The sequence below is a fragment of the Pseudomonas sp. 8BK genome, from assembly GCF_902506475.1.
Classification (GTDB): Bacteria; Pseudomonadota; Gammaproteobacteria; order Pseudomonadales; family Pseudomonadaceae; genus Aquipseudomonas; species Aquipseudomonas anguilliseptica.
On record NZ_LR733252.1, the window covers coordinates 310,790 to 327,677 of the forward strand.

15 protein-coding genes are annotated in these 16,888 nt (G+C 62.2%); 5 read left to right on the forward strand and 10 right to left on the reverse strand.

From position 1 onward, the window contains the following. Window positions 1–57: 57 nt before the first annotated feature. The 10 genes from fis to ACIN8IBEIGE_RS01395 form a co-directional block, all read right to left on the reverse strand. Entirely contained in the window at window positions 58–378 is a 321-nt protein-coding gene (gene fis / locus ACIN8IBEIGE_RS01350; RefSeq protein WP_160013071.1) for a DNA-binding transcriptional regulator Fis, read from the reverse strand. After that, a complete protein-coding gene (gene dusB / locus ACIN8IBEIGE_RS01355) occupies window positions 375–1,373 on the reverse strand; it encodes a tRNA dihydrouridine synthase DusB (RefSeq protein ID WP_160013072.1) in 999 nt (332 codons plus the stop codon). Before dusB ends, fis begins: the two co-directional genes overlap by 4 nt. Window positions 1,374–1,552: 179 nt before the next feature. Continuing rightward, window positions 1,553–2,893 carry a DUF3426 domain-containing protein gene (locus tag ACIN8IBEIGE_RS01360; protein ID WP_160013073.1) on the reverse strand — a complete coding sequence of 447 codons (1,341 nt, stop codon included), beginning with the start codon at window positions 2,891–2,893 and terminating at the stop codon, window positions 1,553–1,555. A 76-nt stretch (window positions 2,894–2,969) separates the two neighbouring features. After that, window positions 2,970–3,848, reverse strand: coding sequence for a 50S ribosomal protein L11 methyltransferase (gene prmA, locus ACIN8IBEIGE_RS01365; protein WP_160013074.1), 879 nt, complete (start codon window positions 3,846–3,848; stop codon window positions 2,970–2,972). Between the two features lie 264 nt (window positions 3,849–4,112). Continuing rightward, entirely contained in the window at window positions 4,113–5,462 is a 1,350-nt protein-coding gene (gene accC / locus ACIN8IBEIGE_RS01370; RefSeq protein WP_160013075.1) for an acetyl-CoA carboxylase biotin carboxylase subunit, read from the reverse strand. A 17-nt stretch (window positions 5,463–5,479) separates the two neighbouring features. After that, the gene (gene accB, locus ACIN8IBEIGE_RS01375; RefSeq protein ID WP_160013076.1) at window positions 5,480–5,941 is read right to left on the reverse strand and encodes an acetyl-CoA carboxylase biotin carboxyl carrier protein; all 462 of its coding nucleotides are present in this window, start codon (window positions 5,939–5,941) and stop codon (window positions 5,480–5,482) included. Window positions 5,942–5,963: 22 nt separating this feature from the next. After that, window positions 5,964–6,413: a type II 3-dehydroquinate dehydratase gene (gene aroQ, locus ACIN8IBEIGE_RS01380; RefSeq protein ID WP_160013077.1), complete on the reverse strand. Its 450-nt coding sequence runs from the start codon at window positions 6,411–6,413 to the stop codon at window positions 5,964–5,966. Between the two features lie 120 nt (window positions 6,414–6,533). Then, the gene (locus ACIN8IBEIGE_RS01385; RefSeq protein ID WP_160013078.1) at window positions 6,534–8,273 is read right to left on the reverse strand and encodes a protein-disulfide reductase DsbD; all 1,740 of its coding nucleotides are present in this window, start codon (window positions 8,271–8,273) and stop codon (window positions 6,534–6,536) included. A 126-nt stretch (window positions 8,274–8,399) separates the two neighbouring features. Further along, window positions 8,400–10,364 (reverse strand): methyl-accepting chemotaxis protein, encoded by a 1,965-nt coding sequence (locus ACIN8IBEIGE_RS01390; RefSeq protein WP_160013079.1) that lies wholly within the window; start codon window positions 10,362–10,364, stop codon window positions 8,400–8,402. Between the two features lie 164 nt (window positions 10,365–10,528). Then, a complete protein-coding gene (locus tag ACIN8IBEIGE_RS01395; RefSeq protein ID WP_160013080.1) occupies window positions 10,529–12,148 on the reverse strand; it encodes a diguanylate cyclase in 1,620 nt (539 codons plus the stop codon). A 308-nt stretch (window positions 12,149–12,456) separates the two neighbouring features. On the opposite strand from ACIN8IBEIGE_RS01395, the gene ACIN8IBEIGE_RS01400 reads away from it, so the two are divergent. The 5 genes from ACIN8IBEIGE_RS01400 (at window position 12,457) to speA (ending at window position 16,751) form a co-directional block, all read left to right on the forward strand. Continuing rightward, window positions 12,457–13,530, forward strand: a complete 1,074-nt coding sequence (locus ACIN8IBEIGE_RS01400; protein ID WP_160013081.1) for a DUF2333 family protein — start codon at window positions 12,457–12,459, stop codon at window positions 13,528–13,530. Between the two features lie 3 nt (window positions 13,531–13,533). Continuing rightward, window positions 13,534–14,070, forward strand: coding sequence for an NUDIX hydrolase (locus tag ACIN8IBEIGE_RS01405; RefSeq protein ID WP_160013082.1), 537 nt, complete (start codon window positions 13,534–13,536; stop codon window positions 14,068–14,070). 60 nt (window positions 14,071–14,130) lie between these two features. Next, entirely contained in the window at window positions 14,131–14,322 is a 192-nt protein-coding gene (locus ACIN8IBEIGE_RS01410; protein WP_090376640.1) for a hypothetical protein, read from the forward strand. Window positions 14,323–14,341: 19 nt separating this feature from the next. After that, on the forward strand, window positions 14,342–14,713 hold the full coding sequence (locus ACIN8IBEIGE_RS01415; RefSeq protein ID WP_090376637.1) for a translation initiation factor Sui1: 372 nt from the start codon (window positions 14,342–14,344) through the stop codon (window positions 14,711–14,713). A 124-nt stretch (window positions 14,714–14,837) separates the two neighbouring features. Continuing rightward, window positions 14,838–16,751: an arginine decarboxylase gene (gene speA, locus ACIN8IBEIGE_RS01420; RefSeq protein WP_160013083.1), complete on the forward strand. Its 1,914-nt coding sequence runs from the start codon at window positions 14,838–14,840 to the stop codon at window positions 16,749–16,751. Window positions 16,752–16,888: the final 137 nt, after the last annotated feature.

Genomic DNA, 16,888 nt, shown 5'->3' on the forward strand with positions numbered 1-16,888 from the left:
CGGGGATATCAGCAAAAAAGGCGGCTCATGTGGGCCGCCATTTTCGGGAGTTCAGGGTTACAGCAGGTCGTATTGCTTGAGCTTCTTGCGCAGGGTGCCACGATTAAGGCCGAGCAGCTCGGAGGCCTTGGTCTGGTTGCCCTTGACGTAATTCATCACGGTTTCCAGCAGCGGCGCTTCCACTTCGGTGAGCACCAGGTTGTACACGTCACTGACGTCTGCGCCCTCAAGATGGGCGAAATAATTGTGCAGAGCCTTCTCAACGCTGCCGCGCAGGGTCTGCCCCTCTTCGCTTGGCGTATTGAGATGCTGCTTCAAACTGCTGTTGTCACTCACGGGAGCCATTCCACTCTCTAAGGTCTCAGTCAACATCGTCATGCGGCCACCCCTTCTCCATTGTTATGACGTTCGCTGAAAAACTCGCGAACGTTGGTGCACTGCGCGTCCGTACTGTCCAGACGATTGAATTGGGCGCGAAACTCCTTGGCGCCCGGCAAGGTTGCGAGATACCAGCTGACATGTTTGCGGGCAATCCGCACGCCCATCACATCGCCATAGAAGGCGTGCAGGGCTGCCAGATGTTCAAGCAGAATGCGTTCCACCTCGCCCAGGCTCGGCGCCGGCAACTGCTCGCCGGTCCGCAGGTAGTGCTCGATTTCACGGAATATCCACGGCCGGCCCTGAGCCGCGCGGCCAATCAGCAGGCCATCGGCGCCAGTGGCAGCCAATACGGCCTTGGCCTTTTGCGGCGAGTCGATATCGCCGTTGGCCAGCACCGGAATCGACACCGCCTGCTTGATCGCGGCGATGGTCTCGTACTCGGCTTCGCCCATATACAGGTCGGCGCGAGTGCGGCCGTGTACAGCCAAGGCGACAATGCCGCTGTCTTCGGCGATTTTCGCCACGGTGGTGCCGTTTTTGTTCTCGCGGTCCCAGCCGGTGCGGATCTTCAGGGTCACCGGCACATCCACGGCGGCGACCACAGCCTGAAGAATCTCGTGAACTAACACTTCGTCTTTCAATAGGGCGGAACCGGCGGCCTTGTTGCAGACCTTCTTGGCCGGGCAGCCCATATTGATGTCGATAATCTGCGCGCCCATTTCCACGTTGCGTCGCGCCGCTTCGGCAAGCATCTCGGGATCGCCACCGGCGATCTGTACCGAGCGGGGTTCTGGATCACCGCTGTGCATCATGCGCAGACTCGACTTGCGGGTGTTCCACAGGCGCACATCGCTGGTGACCATTTCCGACACCACCAGGCCCGCGCCCATACGCTTGCACAGCTGTCGAAACGGCTGGTCAGTGACCCCCGCCATCGGGGCGAGAATCAGCGAGTTTGGCAATGTGTAGGGGCCGATACGTAGCGCCGACATAGGGCTTCCCTGCTCAAGAGACCTGCTGTTGAACAAATAGGAGAGTGCGAAAAAGGGTGGGCATGATACCCGCTCTGGATGACCGGAGAAAGGCTGTTTTGAACAAATTCTGAACAGCTCTGGGCTTATCGCGAAGGGTTTGGTTGCGGCGGATTTTCAAGCAATCCGCTGGGTGCAGCCTATTCCGGCGAGTGAAAACTCAGGCTGTAGTTCACCGCCTGGGTGCCTGGGTCGAGGATGTCCAGGGAGATGTGAATAGGCGTCTGCGGCGGCATTTCCGCGTTGCCGGCCAGCTCGCCAGCAAGGTATTCGCTGGGCTTGAAGCGGCGGCTGGCGAGAAGCTGGCCGTTGATGTCGGCAAAGCGCATTTCCAGCAGCGGGAAGGGCTGGGAGAACGCCGCGCGGTTGTAAAGGATGGCGTCGACCACCAGGGCGCCGCTGAATTCCGGGTGGCTGCGCACCACCAGGTTGCTGCTCTTGACCTGAGTGATGTCGACCTTGGAGGGCAATTGGCAGCCGACCGCCGGGCAGAGTTGCTCGAACCAGGGGCGGTATTGATCCTGGCGCGCCAATTCATTGAAGTGATACATCACGTACTGGCCAGCCAGTGCGGCAGCCCCCAGCAGATTCAGTAGGCCCCAGCCGATCCAGCGGCCCCAGGGTTTCTTCGGCTGTTGCCAGTCCAGCTGCAGTGGCTCGTCATCCAGCTCGAACAGGTGCTCGTCTCGCAATTCGGGCTCGCTGCGCGCGGTCTTTTTCCGCGCCATTACGGCCGGTGCTTCATCGCGCGGGCTGTCTGCCGGCGCGCCAAATGGCTCGCGCTCGGCATGTAGTTCAATGTGCTCGATTTCCGGCTCGGAGTGGCGGCGGTCAAGGCTGTTGAGGTCAAGCGGCGGCTCGTCATCGGGCTCGTTGACTGGTTCTGGTGTTGCGGGAGCGGGTGGAACCAAGCGTGCTGGCGGTGTCAGTGGCTGAGGTTTGACGCTCAGCCTGGCAGCTGGCTTGCTCAGTTCGTCCTGCAGCAGGGCTTCGGCCCAGCGCTCGTCGTGCGGGTCGTGCTCAACCGGCTCGGGCGTTAGAAAACCTTCGTTATATTTCGGTGCGCTATCAATCGCCAGGAACTGCTTGGACAGTTGCTGTTCCTGGGCTTCGAGCTTGGCCAGTTCTTCATCCAGATCGAGGCTGTCGAGATCCAGGTCGTCGTGAATCCACAGTGTGTCGCTGGCTTTGCTGCTGGTCGGCGCGGCTGGTATTGCAGGGCGCGCGCTGGGCACTGCTTGCGGCGGTGCTGGCGGCGCAGGCGGTTTGCTGGGCTGTGGTGCTGGTGCTGGTGCTGGTGCGGCGGCTGGTGCCGCAGGTGGCGGCAGTTGCTGGCCCTGCTCGCGCAGCTGTTGCGCGGCATTGAACACATGCAGGCAGGCTCCGCAGCGCACGGCACCATGGGCTGCGCCCAGCTGCGCGAGGTTCACGCGAAAGCTGGTGCGGCAATGGGGGCACTGGGTGACGAAGCTCTGGGTCATGCGGCGATCCGGCTAAACGAGGCGGCTAGTCTAACGCAAGTACTTGGCAATGCAGCAGCTGTGCGCGCTGGGGCGGTTAGCGGCGTACGCCACTGATCCGTACCCAGCCGTCTTTATCGGCAGTCGGGTCGAGGATAAAGGCGTCGTTGTAGGCGGCGCGCACCTCTTCGGCCTGCTCGGCAAGGATGCCCGACAGTGCCAGGCGCCCGCCGGGCTTGACCAGGCTGGTGATCTGCGGCGCCAGTGTCACCAGTGGGCCGGCGAGGATATTGGCCACGACGACGTCCGCAGGTTGTTGCGGCATGTCTTCAGGCAGGTAAAGCGGGAAGCGCGCGTCGTCGATGCTATTGCGCTGGGCATTGTCGCGTGAGGCTTCGAGGGCCTGGATATCGATATCGGTACCAACTGCTTGCGGTGCGCCGAGCAACAAGGCGGCAATCGCCAGGATGCCCGAGCCACAACCGAAATCGATCACGCTGCAATCCTGCAGGTGTTGGCCATCCAGCCATTCCAGGCACAACGCGGTAGTCGGGTGGGTGCCGGTGCCAAAGGCCAGGCCCGGGTCGAGCAGCAGGTTGACTGCCTCCGGCTCCGGTGCGGCGTGCCAGCTGGGAACAATCCACAGACGTTGGCCGAAGCGCGTCGGGTGGAAACCATCCATCCAGCTGCGTTCCCAGTCCTGATCGGCGATCACTTCGGCCTGGTGCTCCGGCAATTCGGCACCGGTCAGCAGCTGCAGGTGGGCAAATACCGCGTTGGCGTCGGTATCGGCTTCAAACAAGGCGAGCAGGTGGGTGTGCGACCACAGTGGTGTGGTGCCCAGGTCCGGCTCAAAAATCGGCTGATCTTCGGCATCCATAAAGGTCACCGAGACGGCGCCGACTTCCAGCAGCGCGTCCTCGTAGGTTTCCGCCTGCTCCGGGGTGATGGCGAGACGGACTTGTAACCAGGGCATGGGAAACCTCGTGAGCGTTGTGGCGGGATGGCGCAAATTGGCGCGCAGCTTACTTGAAGCGGTGGTACGGCTGCCACCGCTGGCGGTCGACAGAAACGACAAAGGCTGCCGAATGGCAGCCTTTGTTTATCATTTCAGTCATGACATCGCGAGCTAGAGCGGGACAAGGCAAAAACGGCCGGGGAAGCGGAGTTTACGTCTGTAAATGAGCATTCCTCAGCCGTTTTTAACGCAGTGCCGCCGACGCGCAGCAGGTCATAGGGCTTAGTGCTTATCCATACCCAGTTTTTTCTCTAGATAGTGGATATTCACGCCGCCTTTGCAGAAGCCTTTATCACGGACCAGATCGCGGTGCAGGGGCACGTTGGTCTTGATGCCGTCAACGACGATCTCGTCCAGGGCGTTGCGCATACGGGCCATGGCCTCGTCGCGGTCCTTGCCATAGGTAATGATCTTGCCGATCAGCGAGTCGTAGTGCGGCGGTACGCTGTAGCCGCTGTACAGGTGCGAGTCCATCCGTACGCCATTGCCGCCTGGCGCGTGGAAGTGCTTGACCTTGCCAGGGCAGGGCATGAAATTGTCCGGGTCTTCGGCGTTGATCCGGCACTCCAGCGAATGGCCGCGAATCACCACGTCACTCTGCTTGAACGACAGCTTGTTGCCAGCGGCGATGCTGAGCATCTCCTTGACGATGTCGATGCCGGTGACCATTTCCGATACCGGATGCTCCACCTGAACGCGGGTGTTCATCTCGATAAAGTAGAAACGACCGTCTTCGTAGAGGAACTCGAAGGTGCCAGCGCCACGGTAGCCGATCTCGATGCAGGCATCGACGCAGCGTTGTAGCACTTCGGCGCGGGCCTTTTCATCGATGCCCGGTGCCGGCGCTTCTTCCAGTACCTTCTGGTGGCGGCGCTGCAGCGAGCAGTCACGGTCGCCCAGGTGGATGGCATTGCCCTGGCCGTCAGAGATGACCTGGACTTCCACGTGGCGCGGGTTGCCGAGGAACTTCTCCAGATAGACCATCGGGTTGCCGAACACCGAGCCAGCTTCGCTGCGGGTCAGCTTGGCCGATTTGATCAGGTCTTCTTCCTTGTACACCACGCGCATGCCGCGACCACCGCCGCCGCCAGCGGCTTTGATGATCACCGGGTAACCGACCTCACGGGCAATCGCCAGGGCGGTTTCCTCGTCTTCCGGCAGTGGGCCGTCGGAGCCAGGCACGACCGGTACACCGGCGCGTTTCATGGCGTCCTTGGCCGAGACCTTGTCGCCCATCAGGCGGATGGTCTCGGCTTTCGGGCCAATAAAGGCAAAACCGGAGTTTTCCACCTGCTCGGCGAAGTCGGCGTTTTCCGCGAGGAAGCCGTAGCCCGGGTGAATGGCGGTAGCGCCGGTGACTTCAGCTGCGCTGATGATCGCCGGAATATTCAGGTAGGACAGCGCGCCAGAGGCCGGGCCTATGCACACCGACTCGTCGGCCAGGCCCAGGTGCATCAGTTCGCGGTCAGCGGTGGAATGCACCGCAACGGTCTTGATGCCCAGCTCTTTACAGGCGCGCAAGACGCGCAGGGCGATCTCGCCGCGGTTGGCGATCAGAACTTTTTCCAACATCGCTGGCTCTCCGTGGATCAAACGATGGTGAACAGAGGCTGGTCGTATTCCACCGGCTGACCGTTCTCGCCCAGGATGGATTCGATCACGCCGCTGGTTTCGGCCTCGATGTGGTTCATCATCTTCATCGCTTCAACGATGCAGAGAATGTCGCCTTTCTTCACGCTCGAACCCACTTCGACGAAGTTGGCCGAAGTAGGGCCGGAAGCGCGGTAGAAGGTGCCGACCATCGGCGAGCGCACCACAGTGCCATTCAGCTTGGCGGCAGCCGGTGCAGCAGCTTCGGCTGCGACCGGGGCTGCAGCCACTGGCGCGGCGGTCGGAGCCGGGGCCTGGGCATACACCGGCTGTTGCATAAAGGCCGGCTGCTTGCTGTGACGGCTGATGCGCACGGATTCTTCGCCTTCGCGAATCTCCAGCTCGTCGATACCGGATTCTTCCAGCAGCTCGATCAGTTTTTTGACTTTACGAATATCCATAGTGGTTCAACTCCCGGTGAGGTCAGGGGCGCTTAAGTTCAAGTTGTTCGAGTGCAGCCTCCAGGGCCAGTCGATAACCGCTGGCGCCAAGGCCGCAGATCACTCCCACCGCAACATCTGAAAAGTAGGAGTGATGGCGGAAAGCTTCGCGTTTGTGCACGTTGGACAAATGCACTTCGATGAATGGGATGCTCACTGCCAGCAATGCGTCACGTAATGCGACGCTGGTGTGAGTAAAAGCGGCAGGATTGATCAGGATAAAGTCGACACCTTCGCCTTTTGCGGCGTGAATACGGTCAATCAGCTCGTACTCGGCATTGCTCTGCAGGTACAGCAGATGATGGCCTGCCTCGCGCGCCCGGCGCTCCAGGTCGAGGTTGATCTGCTCCAGGGTAGTGGCGCCGTAGGTGCCCGGCTCACGGGTGCCGAGCAGGTTGAGGTTGGGGCCGTGCAATACCAGTAGGGTCGCCATGGCGGTGCTTCCTTGTTTTTCTACTGCGCAGGACTATGCCGCGACAGCGCGGGGCTGTCCAGTTCTCAGCAATAGTCGACACGATGACCGCAAATTGCGGCAAATATATGACTCGGGGCGTTAAAAACGTTCCCGTGCGGTGCTCAGGCGCGCAGCAAAGGTCGCCGCATCCACCTCACCTACGACACGCAAATCCAGCCATTCGTCACCCTTGGCGTCGAACAGCAGAATCGCCGGTGGGCCGAACAACTGGTAGCGGTCGAGCAGAGCGCGTTGCGCGGGATTGCTTTCGGTGATGTCGAAACGCACCAGCTGATAGTCGCCCAGCTGGCGGCCGACTTCCGGGGCGTTGAGCACCTCGCGTTCGATCACCTTGCAGCTGATGCACCAGTCGGCATACCAGTCGAGCAGCAGTGGCTTGCCATTGTTCTTTGCGGCGAGCAGAGCGGTATCCAACTCGGCGGGAGTCGTGATGGTTTGCCATTGACCGGATTGCACCTGCTGCGTCGCTTCTACGCTACTGACCAACCGACCGAGCGGGCGTAGCGGATCATCCTGCCCCTGCAGCGCACCGACCCAGGCCACCAGGGCGTAAACCAGCAGGGGTAGGCCGAGCAGTTGGGCGAGTTTCTGGTGATGGGTTTTCGGCGTCAGTTCCAGCGCGCCGAGCCACAGTGCGATGCCAGCAGCCAGCATGCCCCACAGCGCCAGGCTGACTGGGCCGGGTACCACACGCTCGAGCAGCCAGATCGCCACGGCCATCAGCAGTGCGCCGAACAGGTTGCGCACGGTGAGCATCCAGGGCCCGGACTTTGGCAGGAGTGCACCTCCGCCGACGGCAAACAGTACCAGTGGCGCGCCCATGCCCATGCCCAGCGCCAGCAGCTTGAGGCCGCCGCCGAGGGCGTCGCCGCTGGCGCTGATATACAGCAATGCGCCGGCCAGTGGTGCGGAGACGCAGGGTGAAACCAGCACGCTGGACAGCACGCCGAGCGCCGCAGCGCTAAAGATGGTGCCGCCGTGCAGGCGTTGGCTCAGGCGCTGTAGCGGGCCGTCGATGGCGGCTGGCAGGCGCAGTTCGAGAAAGCCCAGGCTGGCCGCGCCGAACAGGGCGAAGAAGATCGCAAAGGGCACCAGCACCCAGGGTGACTGCAGGCGTGCCTGCAGATTCAGTTCTGCGCCGAACAGGCCCATCAGCGCGCCGAGGATGGCAAAGCTCAAGGCCATCGGCAGCACGTAGGCCAGCGACAGCACCAGGCTGCGCATACCGCCCGGCTGGCCACGCAACACCACGCCGGTGAGGATTGGCAGCATTGGCAGCACGCAGGGGGTGAAGGTCAGCGCCAGGCCGCCGAGAAAGAACAGCGCCAGGTCGGTCCAGTTCCACCTCGTCGGTTCATCGCCAATTGCCAGAATTTCGGTTTCCGGCGGATAGCACAGACCTTTGTCTGCACAGCCCTGATAGCTGACGTGCAGGCTAAAAGGGTGGTTAAACGGGTTGTTGACCGGCACTTCGACATCCAGCACCTCGTAATACACCTCGACATCGCCGAAGTACTCGTCGTGCTTGGCCTTGCCTGCGGGCAGAACGGCCTGGCCCACGCTCACATCGGCGGGCTCGCTGCTGAAACTGAAGCGGTGTCGATACAGGTAATAACCTTCGGCAGCGACAAAACGCAGTTTCACCGACTCACTGGAGCTGCTGATCAGGCTCAGCTTGAACGCCTCGCGTACCGGCAGAAAGTCCGCGCTGTTGTTCAGCGGCGCGCCGAATTGCGCGGGGACGGGCGGCTTGTCGAACAGGCCGGCGCTGGCCGGCAGAACGACCAGGAGTAGAAGCAGGCTGAGAAAACGGTGCATGGCAGGCTCGTGATGCGGGAATCGCGCATCATAGCGGAGGCATAAGGTAGCGCGCATGCCTTAGCCTGTAAGCGGTCTTGTCTAGAGGCTGGATGGTGCGCGACAGATTGCCGCGCCCACAGCCTGTTAAACCCTGAACGCCTGCACGGCTGTATGCAGTTGGCCGCCAAGTTGCAGCAGCTGCTCGCCCTGCTGACGACCCTCGCCGATGCGTTGCAGGTTGTCACCGCCAAGTTGATGAATACGCTCGCTGTGGCCGCGAATCTCGCTGACTGCATCGCTCTGCTGGGCAGTGGCATCGGCGATGCGCTCGGCCATGCTAGCGATGGTACGGATCGCCACGACGATTTCATCCAGCGCGCCATCGGCGGCTTCGGCTTGACTGGCAGTGGCTTCAGCGTGTTCGACCTGGGTGCGCATGGCTTGTACCGATTGCAGTGCGGCCTGTTGCAGGCGCCCGATCAGCTCCTGAATCTGTGCGGTAGCGCCGCTGGTGCGCTGTGACAGCGAGCGCACTTCATCGGCGACCACGGCAAAGCCGCGGCCCAGCTCGCCGGCCCGTGCCGCTTCGATAGCGGCGTTCAACGCCAGCAGGTTGGTTTGCTCGGCGATGCCGCGAATGACGGTCAGTACGTTGCCGATGGTCGCGGTTTCCTCGGCCAGGCGTTCGATGGCCTGGGCGTTGCCCTGCACCTCATCAACCAGCGAGTGCAGGCCGGTAAGGCTGTGGCCAATTACCTGCTGGCCCTGTTCCAACGCGCGGTTGGCGTCGCGGCTGGCATCGGCGGCTTGGCTGGCATCACCGGCAACCTGCTGGATGGTGGCCTGCAGCTCGCCGAGGGCGTCGCGGATCTGCGCGGTGTCGCCGGCCTGGCGTTCGGCGCCGCTGTGCAGGCCGCCGCTGAGGTCGGCCAGGGTGCGGCTGGAGCCGACTACCTGCTCGGCGTGGCGGCGAATGGTGCCGACCAGGTCGACCAGATAGGCGCGCAGACGGTTCAGCGACTCTTCGATATCACGCAGTTCGCGGGTGCGTGAATTGAGCTGGATGTCACTGGCGAAGTCGCCGGCGGCCCATGCCGACAGGGCTGGAACCAGGCGCTCAAGTACGCGGGTCAGGCGCCGCTGGATCGTGTCGATGATCAGCGCGATCAGCAGGATCAGACCGATCATCAGGCCGAGGATCAGCTGCACTTCACCCTGGATGCGCCCGTGCTCGGCGCGTACCAGGGGCTCCAGCTCGGCCAGCGCCTGCTGCACCTGATCGATCTGCGTGCGCGTGCTGCTGGCCAGGGTACTGCGTTGTTCGATCAGATTACGGGTGCGTTGCAGTTCGGCCGGGTAGCGGCTGATCAGGCTAGCCAGGTCGCGTTTGAGGGCAATGCCACGGTCTTCGGCCTCGCTGCTCTCGCTGCTGGCGTCCAAGCCCAGCATGTCAGCAAACGAATTGCTGGACGACTGGCTGGCGTCGGCCACGCCGAGCAACGGCAGGTCGCTGAGGGTCTGTGCCTGCTTGCCCAGGGCTGTCAGCTCGCGTTCGACTTCGCTGGCCAGCTCACTGCGGCCGCTGCGCACCAGCTTGTCGCGGGCATGGGCCAGGCGGGTGAGGTGGCGCGCCGCGCTGAACAGCGGGCTGCGATAAGCGACGGCGGCATTGGCTTCGCCGCTGTCGGCGTATTGCGCGAGCTGCTCCAGCGCTGCGTCCATTTCCCGCTCGGCTTGTAACAGCAGGCCTTGCGGGTCGGCGGAGAGCTTGCCAGCGGCCAATAGCTCGTTGGCACTGAAAGCTTTGAGTTCAGCGAGGCTGGGGCGCAGGTTGGCCGCCAATTGCGTGGGCAGTTCAGTCATGGCCTGTTCGAGGCTGTCCAGCGATTGCAGAGCAGCGCTGTGGCGCAGGGCGTCGCCGCTTTCCAGGTAGGCGCTGATGTTCTGCGCCGCCTCGCCCTGGAACTGCTGGGACAGGCTCAGGTAGCGTGCCATCAGCAGATAAGGGCGCTCCAGGGCGCGCTGTGACCACCAGAGCGTCACGGCCAGGGCCACGCAAACGGTGACCAGCAGCAGGGTGTTGAGGTTGGTAAGGGATTTCAGGCGCATAGGGCTCGACCGACAACGAACGGTTCCGGCCGCCGACGGATGCGTCAGGGCGGCGCTAAGCCTCAGAATTTATTGCTTTTTCGTGACCGTAATATGACGACGCCGACTGCGTCACAGTTTTCTGCCGGGTGGTTGCTGGCGGCTCAGGTCTATCAGGGCGCGTCTCAGGCGCCCTGATAGATCGCTACCTGATTACGCCCGCCGTGCTTGGCCACATACAGGGCCTGGTCGGCTTGTTGCGAGAGCAGTTTGCCGTCCAGTTGCGGCGCCAGCTGGGCGATGCCGCAGCTGAAGGTGCAGGACAGGTCATGCGGCTGCGCCGAATACTGGATTTCCGCGAAGCGCTGGCGGATGTCGTCGAGTACCCGCCGGGCCGATTCGGCGTCGGTGTCGGGCATCACCACGGCGAACTCTTCGCCGCCGTAACGGCCGATATGGTCGCTCTTGCGCAGACGCTGCTTGAGAAACAGTGCCAGGCTTTTGATCACCCGGTCGCCCATGGGGTGGCCGTAGGTGTCGTTGACCTTCTTGAAGAAGTCGATATCGATCATCGCAAAGCTCAGCGGCTGGCCGTCGCGTTCGGCACGGAAGCGTGCATCTTCGAGCAATTGCAGGGTATGGGTGTGGTTGTACAAGCCGGTCAGGCTGTCACGCACCATGCGCGCCTTGAGGCTGCGCGCGCGGGCTGCACGGTTGCGTACGGTAGCGATCAGGTGGCGTGGCTTGATCGGCTTGGTGAGGAAGTCGTCGCCGCCTTCGCTCATCGCATCGAGCTGCTTGTCCAGGTCGTCTTCGGCGGACAGGTAGATGATCGGCACGCTGACATAGCGGTCGTTGTGGCGGATCACCTGGGCCAGTTCCGGGCCATTGCACTCGGGCATGTACATGTCGAGGATGATCAGGTCCGGCTGGAAATCGGCCAGATGGCTCATGGCCTGGATCGGCTCGATCAGGGTGCGGGTGACGATGCCGGCGCTGTTGAGCACGCGCTCGGTGTGCGTGGCCTGGGCCCGCGAGTCGTCGATGATCAGCACCTTGTAGGGTTCGTACTGCGACACGTGGGTCAGCACTTCGATGCGCTCGAACAGGTTCGAGGCATCCAGGCTACCGGTAAAGAACTCCTGGCCACCGGCGCGCACCGCAGACAGGCGGGTCATGGTGTCGGTGTCTTCCTGGCTGAAGAACAGCAGCGGAATCTGGTGTTCCAGACCTTCCTGCACGCTTTTTGCCAGCTGCAGGCCGCAACCGGGCCCGGAGAAGTCGACTTCCATCAGGATCGCCGCCGGGTGGCGCTCGCGCATGGCATTGCGAAATGCATTGGCGCTGTCCAGGGCGATGGCGTTCATCCCGAAGAACTCCAGGCGCTGCACCAGCTGTTCGGCGCGCTCAAGATGCTGCAGTGCGAGGTACACCGGTTTGCGCAGCGGCGGCAGCACGGTTTGCTCGAAACGGTCGCCGTGGCGCAGGCCGGTGCGTGACAGGCGCTGCAGCAGCTGGTTGAGCTGGCTGATCAGCTCGCTATTGAGGCGGCCACGGTTGTCGGCCACCAGCTGCAGGCAACTGCCGATTTCCTGGGCCAGCTGACTGTGCTCGGCCTGATCGAAGCGTTCGGCGTAGCGCTGCAGCAATTCCGTCGCCTCGCGCAGTTCGCCCATGCCGGCTTCGTTCCACTCGCTGCGCTGCAGGCGCTGCCAGACTTCCAATACCTGACGCGCCTGATTGATCACGCGCTGGGCGAAGTGCTGCTTGAGGCGGTCGCGGCTGGGGTCTTCTTGCTCGATCATGGCCCAATTTCAGTTGGCGCAGCGCGTGGCTACGGGTGATGGCTTAGTGCTAGCAATGCTAACACTCGTTTGAATGATTGCGAGTGCCGTCGATCTATTGGCGTCGGCCTTCTGTCTATGGCATCACAGATACACCATTGGCATAACCGGCGCTAAGTTTGCCGTTCGCCGCTGCGCAGTCGGCCGCGCTTCCCTTATAGTGCAAGGCAGTTGCGCAACCCTACTCAAGGGTTGCGGTCGAACCAACTGCGGCCGGGTTGTGCAGTCCGGTTGCGAGTTTGCTACTTGGGTAACAAAAGGACATTGCCATGCTGGATTGGAAGAACCGAACTGCCGAAGCGCGTGATGGCGCGGCAGGTGCTGCCACCACCTCACAGAGTAAGTCGACAGGAAGCCTGGTCACGCGGACGGTCGCTGGTCTGCTGGGGCTCTACCTGGCTGTGGCGCTGGTGGTGGGCTGGTACTGGAGCCAGGAGCCTGCGCAATTCTCCGTGCAACAGCGTGCCGAGGGCGCCGCCCAGGCTGGCGGCCGCAAGCTGGTGAATGGCTACACCACGGTGGAAACCCTCAAGCAGGTCGCTGGCACCTTGCTCGATAAGCCGGGCGGTTACCTGTCCAACGACCTGGCACCACCGGGGCTGTGGCTCGACAACATGCCGAGCTGGGAGTTTGGTGTGCTGGTGCAGGTGCGTGATATGTCCCGCGCGCTGCGCAAGGACTTCACCCGTTCGCAGTCGCAATCCACCGAAGACGCCGATCTGGCCAAGGCCGAGCCGCGTTTCCACTTCGACCATAAAAGCTGGGCACTGCCGGCCTCCGAGGCTGAGTACGCCGAAGGCATCAAATCGCTGGACCGTTACCTCGAGCGCCTGGGTGACCCGAGCAAAGGCAATGCCCAGTTCTATACCCGTGCCGACAACCTGAATAACTGGCTGGGCGATGCCGCCACGCGTCTGGGTTCGCTGTCGCAGCGTCTGTCGGCCAGTGTCGGTCAGGTGCGTTTGAATACCGCAGTGGTCGACCCGGCATTGGCCGATAGCGTGGCCCAGGCCGATTTTGTCGAAGGTGTGAATTACGAAACGCCATGGCTGCAGATTGACAACGTGTTCTACGAAGCGCGTGGCCAGGCCTGGGCGTTGGCCCATTTGCTGCGCGCCATTGAGGTGGATTTTGCCGATGTGCTGGCGAAGAAGAACGCCACCGTTAGCGTGCGCCAGATTATCCGTGAGCTGGAGGCCGCGCAGGAAACCCTGTGGAGCCCGATGATCCTCAATGGCAGCGGTTATGGCCTGCTGGCTAACCACTCGCTGGTGATGGCCAACTACATCTCGCGCGCCAATGCCGGGCTGATCGACCTGCGCCAACTGCTGTCGCAGGGCTAAGCGGTGGCCTGGTCCGAAGCTGAGGTGGCGCACCGCGCCGCCTCTGATGCTGAGCGCATCGCCTGGGTCGACGAGGAAGATCGTCCGCTCGGCGGTGTGTTGCGCAGTGAGCTGCGTGCGCGGCATCTGCTCGGGCGTGGCACCTATATCCTGCTGTTCAACAGCGCCGGCCTGCTGTGCGTGCACCGTCGCACCCTGAGCAAGGCGCTGTATCCCGGTTATTGGGATGTGGCGGCCGGCGGCATGGTGCTCGAAGGCGAGAGCTACGCTGAATCGGCCGCGCGCGAGCTGGCTGAAGAGCTGGGTATCGACGACGCGCAATTGGTCGAGCATGCGCACTTCCTCTACGACGCACCGGAAAGCCGCCTGTGGTGCATGGCCTACTCGGCGGTGTCCGATGCGCCGTTGCGTTTGCAGCCGGAGGAAGTATTGAAGGCGCGGTTTATCTCCATCGACGAGGCGCTGGCCGAAACCCAGCACCTGCCCTATTGCCCCGATTCGCTGGCCGCCTTGCAGCGCTATCTGGCTGCCACGCGCTAGACCCTCGATACTGGCCGAACCCCGCGTCAGCCCTGGCTTTGTGCAGGATATCCAGACGTTTTGTTCGGCATCCTGAACAACGTCGCCAATCCGCCGATTAATGGCGCATTTTTACACTTAGCAGTCGCGGCTTTTGCCGTTACACTGCGCCGCCTTCAAGCCCTGGCCGTGTATCGCCAGGGTGCGCTGCCCCTGCCAGAGTGGGGCTTCGCGGTCGACTCCGAACACTCAGTCGACCAGTCGCTATCCTGACCCCTTCGAGGACCAACCGGTGGTCAAGAAAGCTTCCTCATTTGCCGCCCTCGGCGGCCTGGTGTATTCCACCGATAGCGGCCGGCATTGCCCGGACTGCAGCCAGCCGGTGGACGCCTGTATCTGCAAGCAGACGCTTATCCCCGAAGGGGATGGCATCGCCCGCGTGCGCCGTGAGACCAAGGGTCGTGGCGGCAAGACGGTGACCAGCATCAGCGGCGTGCCTCTGGCCGAAGAGCCCCTGAAAGACCTCGCCAGCGCACTGAAAAAGCGCTGCGGCTGCGGCGGTTCGCTCAAGGATGGGGTGATCGAGATTCAGGGCGACCACGTCGAGCTGCTGATTGCCGAGCTGATCAAGCACGGCTTTAAAGCCAAGAAATCCGGCGGCTAAGCCAGTCTTTTCTAAACTTCCTCAGCTGGCCTTTGGTCACAGCTGAGTAATCGTCATTTCCAGACTTTAATCTGTACGCGTCTTGGCTGTGCCAAGGCCACTATCGCCAGCAAGGGAGACATCGATGTCTGCACGACGCACACGTAAAGATGACGGCAGCCAGTGGACCGTAGCGGACAGCCGCAGCGTCTATGGCATTCGCCATTGGGGCGCGGGTTACTTCGCGATCAATGACAAGGGCCGTGTCGAGGTGCGCCCGAATGGCCCGCAAAGCACGCCGATCGACCTCTACGAGCAGCTGGATGAGCTGCGTTCCAGCGGTTTGTCATTGCCGTTGCTGGTGCGTTTTCCGGATATTCTGCAGGACCGTGTGCGTCAGCTGACCGGTGCTTTCGACGCCAATATCGCGCGCCTGGAATACCAGAGCCGTTACACCGCGCTGTACCCGATCAAGGTCAATCAGCAGGAAGCGGTGGTGGAAAACATCATCGCCACACAGAACGTCTCCATCGGCCTGGAAGCCGGTTCCAAGCCTGAGCTGATGGCCGTGCTGGCGCTGGCGCCGAAGGGCGGCACCATCGTCTGCAACGGTTACAAAGACCGCGAATTTATCAAGCTGGCCCTGATGGGGCAGAAGCTCGGCCACAACGTATTTATCGTCATCGAGAAAGAATCCGAAGTGCAGCTGGTGATCGACGAGGCGGCCGAACTCAAGGTCGCGCCGCAGATCGGCCTGCGTGTGCGTCTGTCCTCGCTGGCCTCGAGCAAGTGGGCCGATACCGGCGGCGAGAAATCCAAGTTCGGCCTGTCGGCGGCGCAGCTGCTGTCGGTGGTCGAACGCTTCCGCGCGGCCAAGCTGGACCAGGGCATCCGCCTGCTGCATTTCCATATGGGCTCGCAGATCGCCAACCTGTCCGACTACCAGCACGGTTTCAAGGAAGCCATCCGCTATTACGGCGAGCTGCGTGGCTTGGGCCTGCCGGTTGACCACATCGATGTCGGTGGTGGCCTGGGTGTGGATTACGACGGCACCCACTCGCGCAATGCCAGCTCGATCAACTACGACATGGACGACTACGCCGGCGTGGTGGTCGGCATGCTCAAGGAGTTCTGTGATGCTCAGGAGCTGCCGCATCCGCATATCTTCTCGGAAAGCGGCCGCTCGCTGACCGCGCACCACGCCATGCTGGTGGTGCAGGTCACTGACGTGGAAAAACACAATGACGAGATCCCCAAGATCGAAGACGTCACCAGCCTGCCGGAAACCGTGCGTTACCTGGTTGAGCTGCTCGGCCCGACCGATATCGAGATGGTCACCGAGACCTACTGGCGCGCCACGCACTACATGAGCGACGTGGCCACTCAGTATGCCGACGGCAAACTCAGCCTGACCGACAAGGCCCTGGCCGAGCAGTGTTACTTCGCCGTGTGCCGCCGCCTGCACAATTCGCTCAAAGCCCGTCAGCGCTCCCATCGTCAGGTGCTGGACGAGCTCAACGACAAGCTCGCCGACAAGTACATCTGCAACTTCTCGGTGTTCCAGAGTCTGCCGGACACCTGGGCCATCGGCCAGGTGCTGCCGATTCTGCCGCTCAATCGCCTTGACGAAGAGCCGCTGCGCCGCGCCGTGCTGCAGGATCTGACCTGCGACTCGGACGGCAAGATCCGTCAGTACGTCGATGAGCAAAGCATCGAGACCAGCCTGCCGGTGCACGAAGTACGCGAAGGTGAGGACTATCTGCTGGGGATCTTCCTGGTCGGTGCCTACCAGGAAATTTTGGGCGATATGCACAACCTGTTCGGCGACACCGACTCGGTGAACATCTACCAGAACGCCGATGGCAGCGTGTACCACGCCGGTATCGAGACCCACGACACTATCGAGGACATGCTGCGCTATGTGCACTTGTCGCCCGAAGAGTTGATGACTCACTACCGCGATAAGGTGGCCAGCGCCAAGATCAGCCCGCGCGAGCGCACCCAGTTCCTTGATGCGTTGCGTCTGGGGCTGACCCGTTCGTCTTATCTGTCCTCATAAGCTCACAGTTGAATGCAAAAGGCCCCGCACGTCGGGGCCTTTTGCTGTGTGCAAACACGTATCAAACGCTGTCGGGGGGTTGCAGGCCGTAGCCCGGATGTAATCCGGGAAGGATTTTGGCGACAATACAGCGCCCC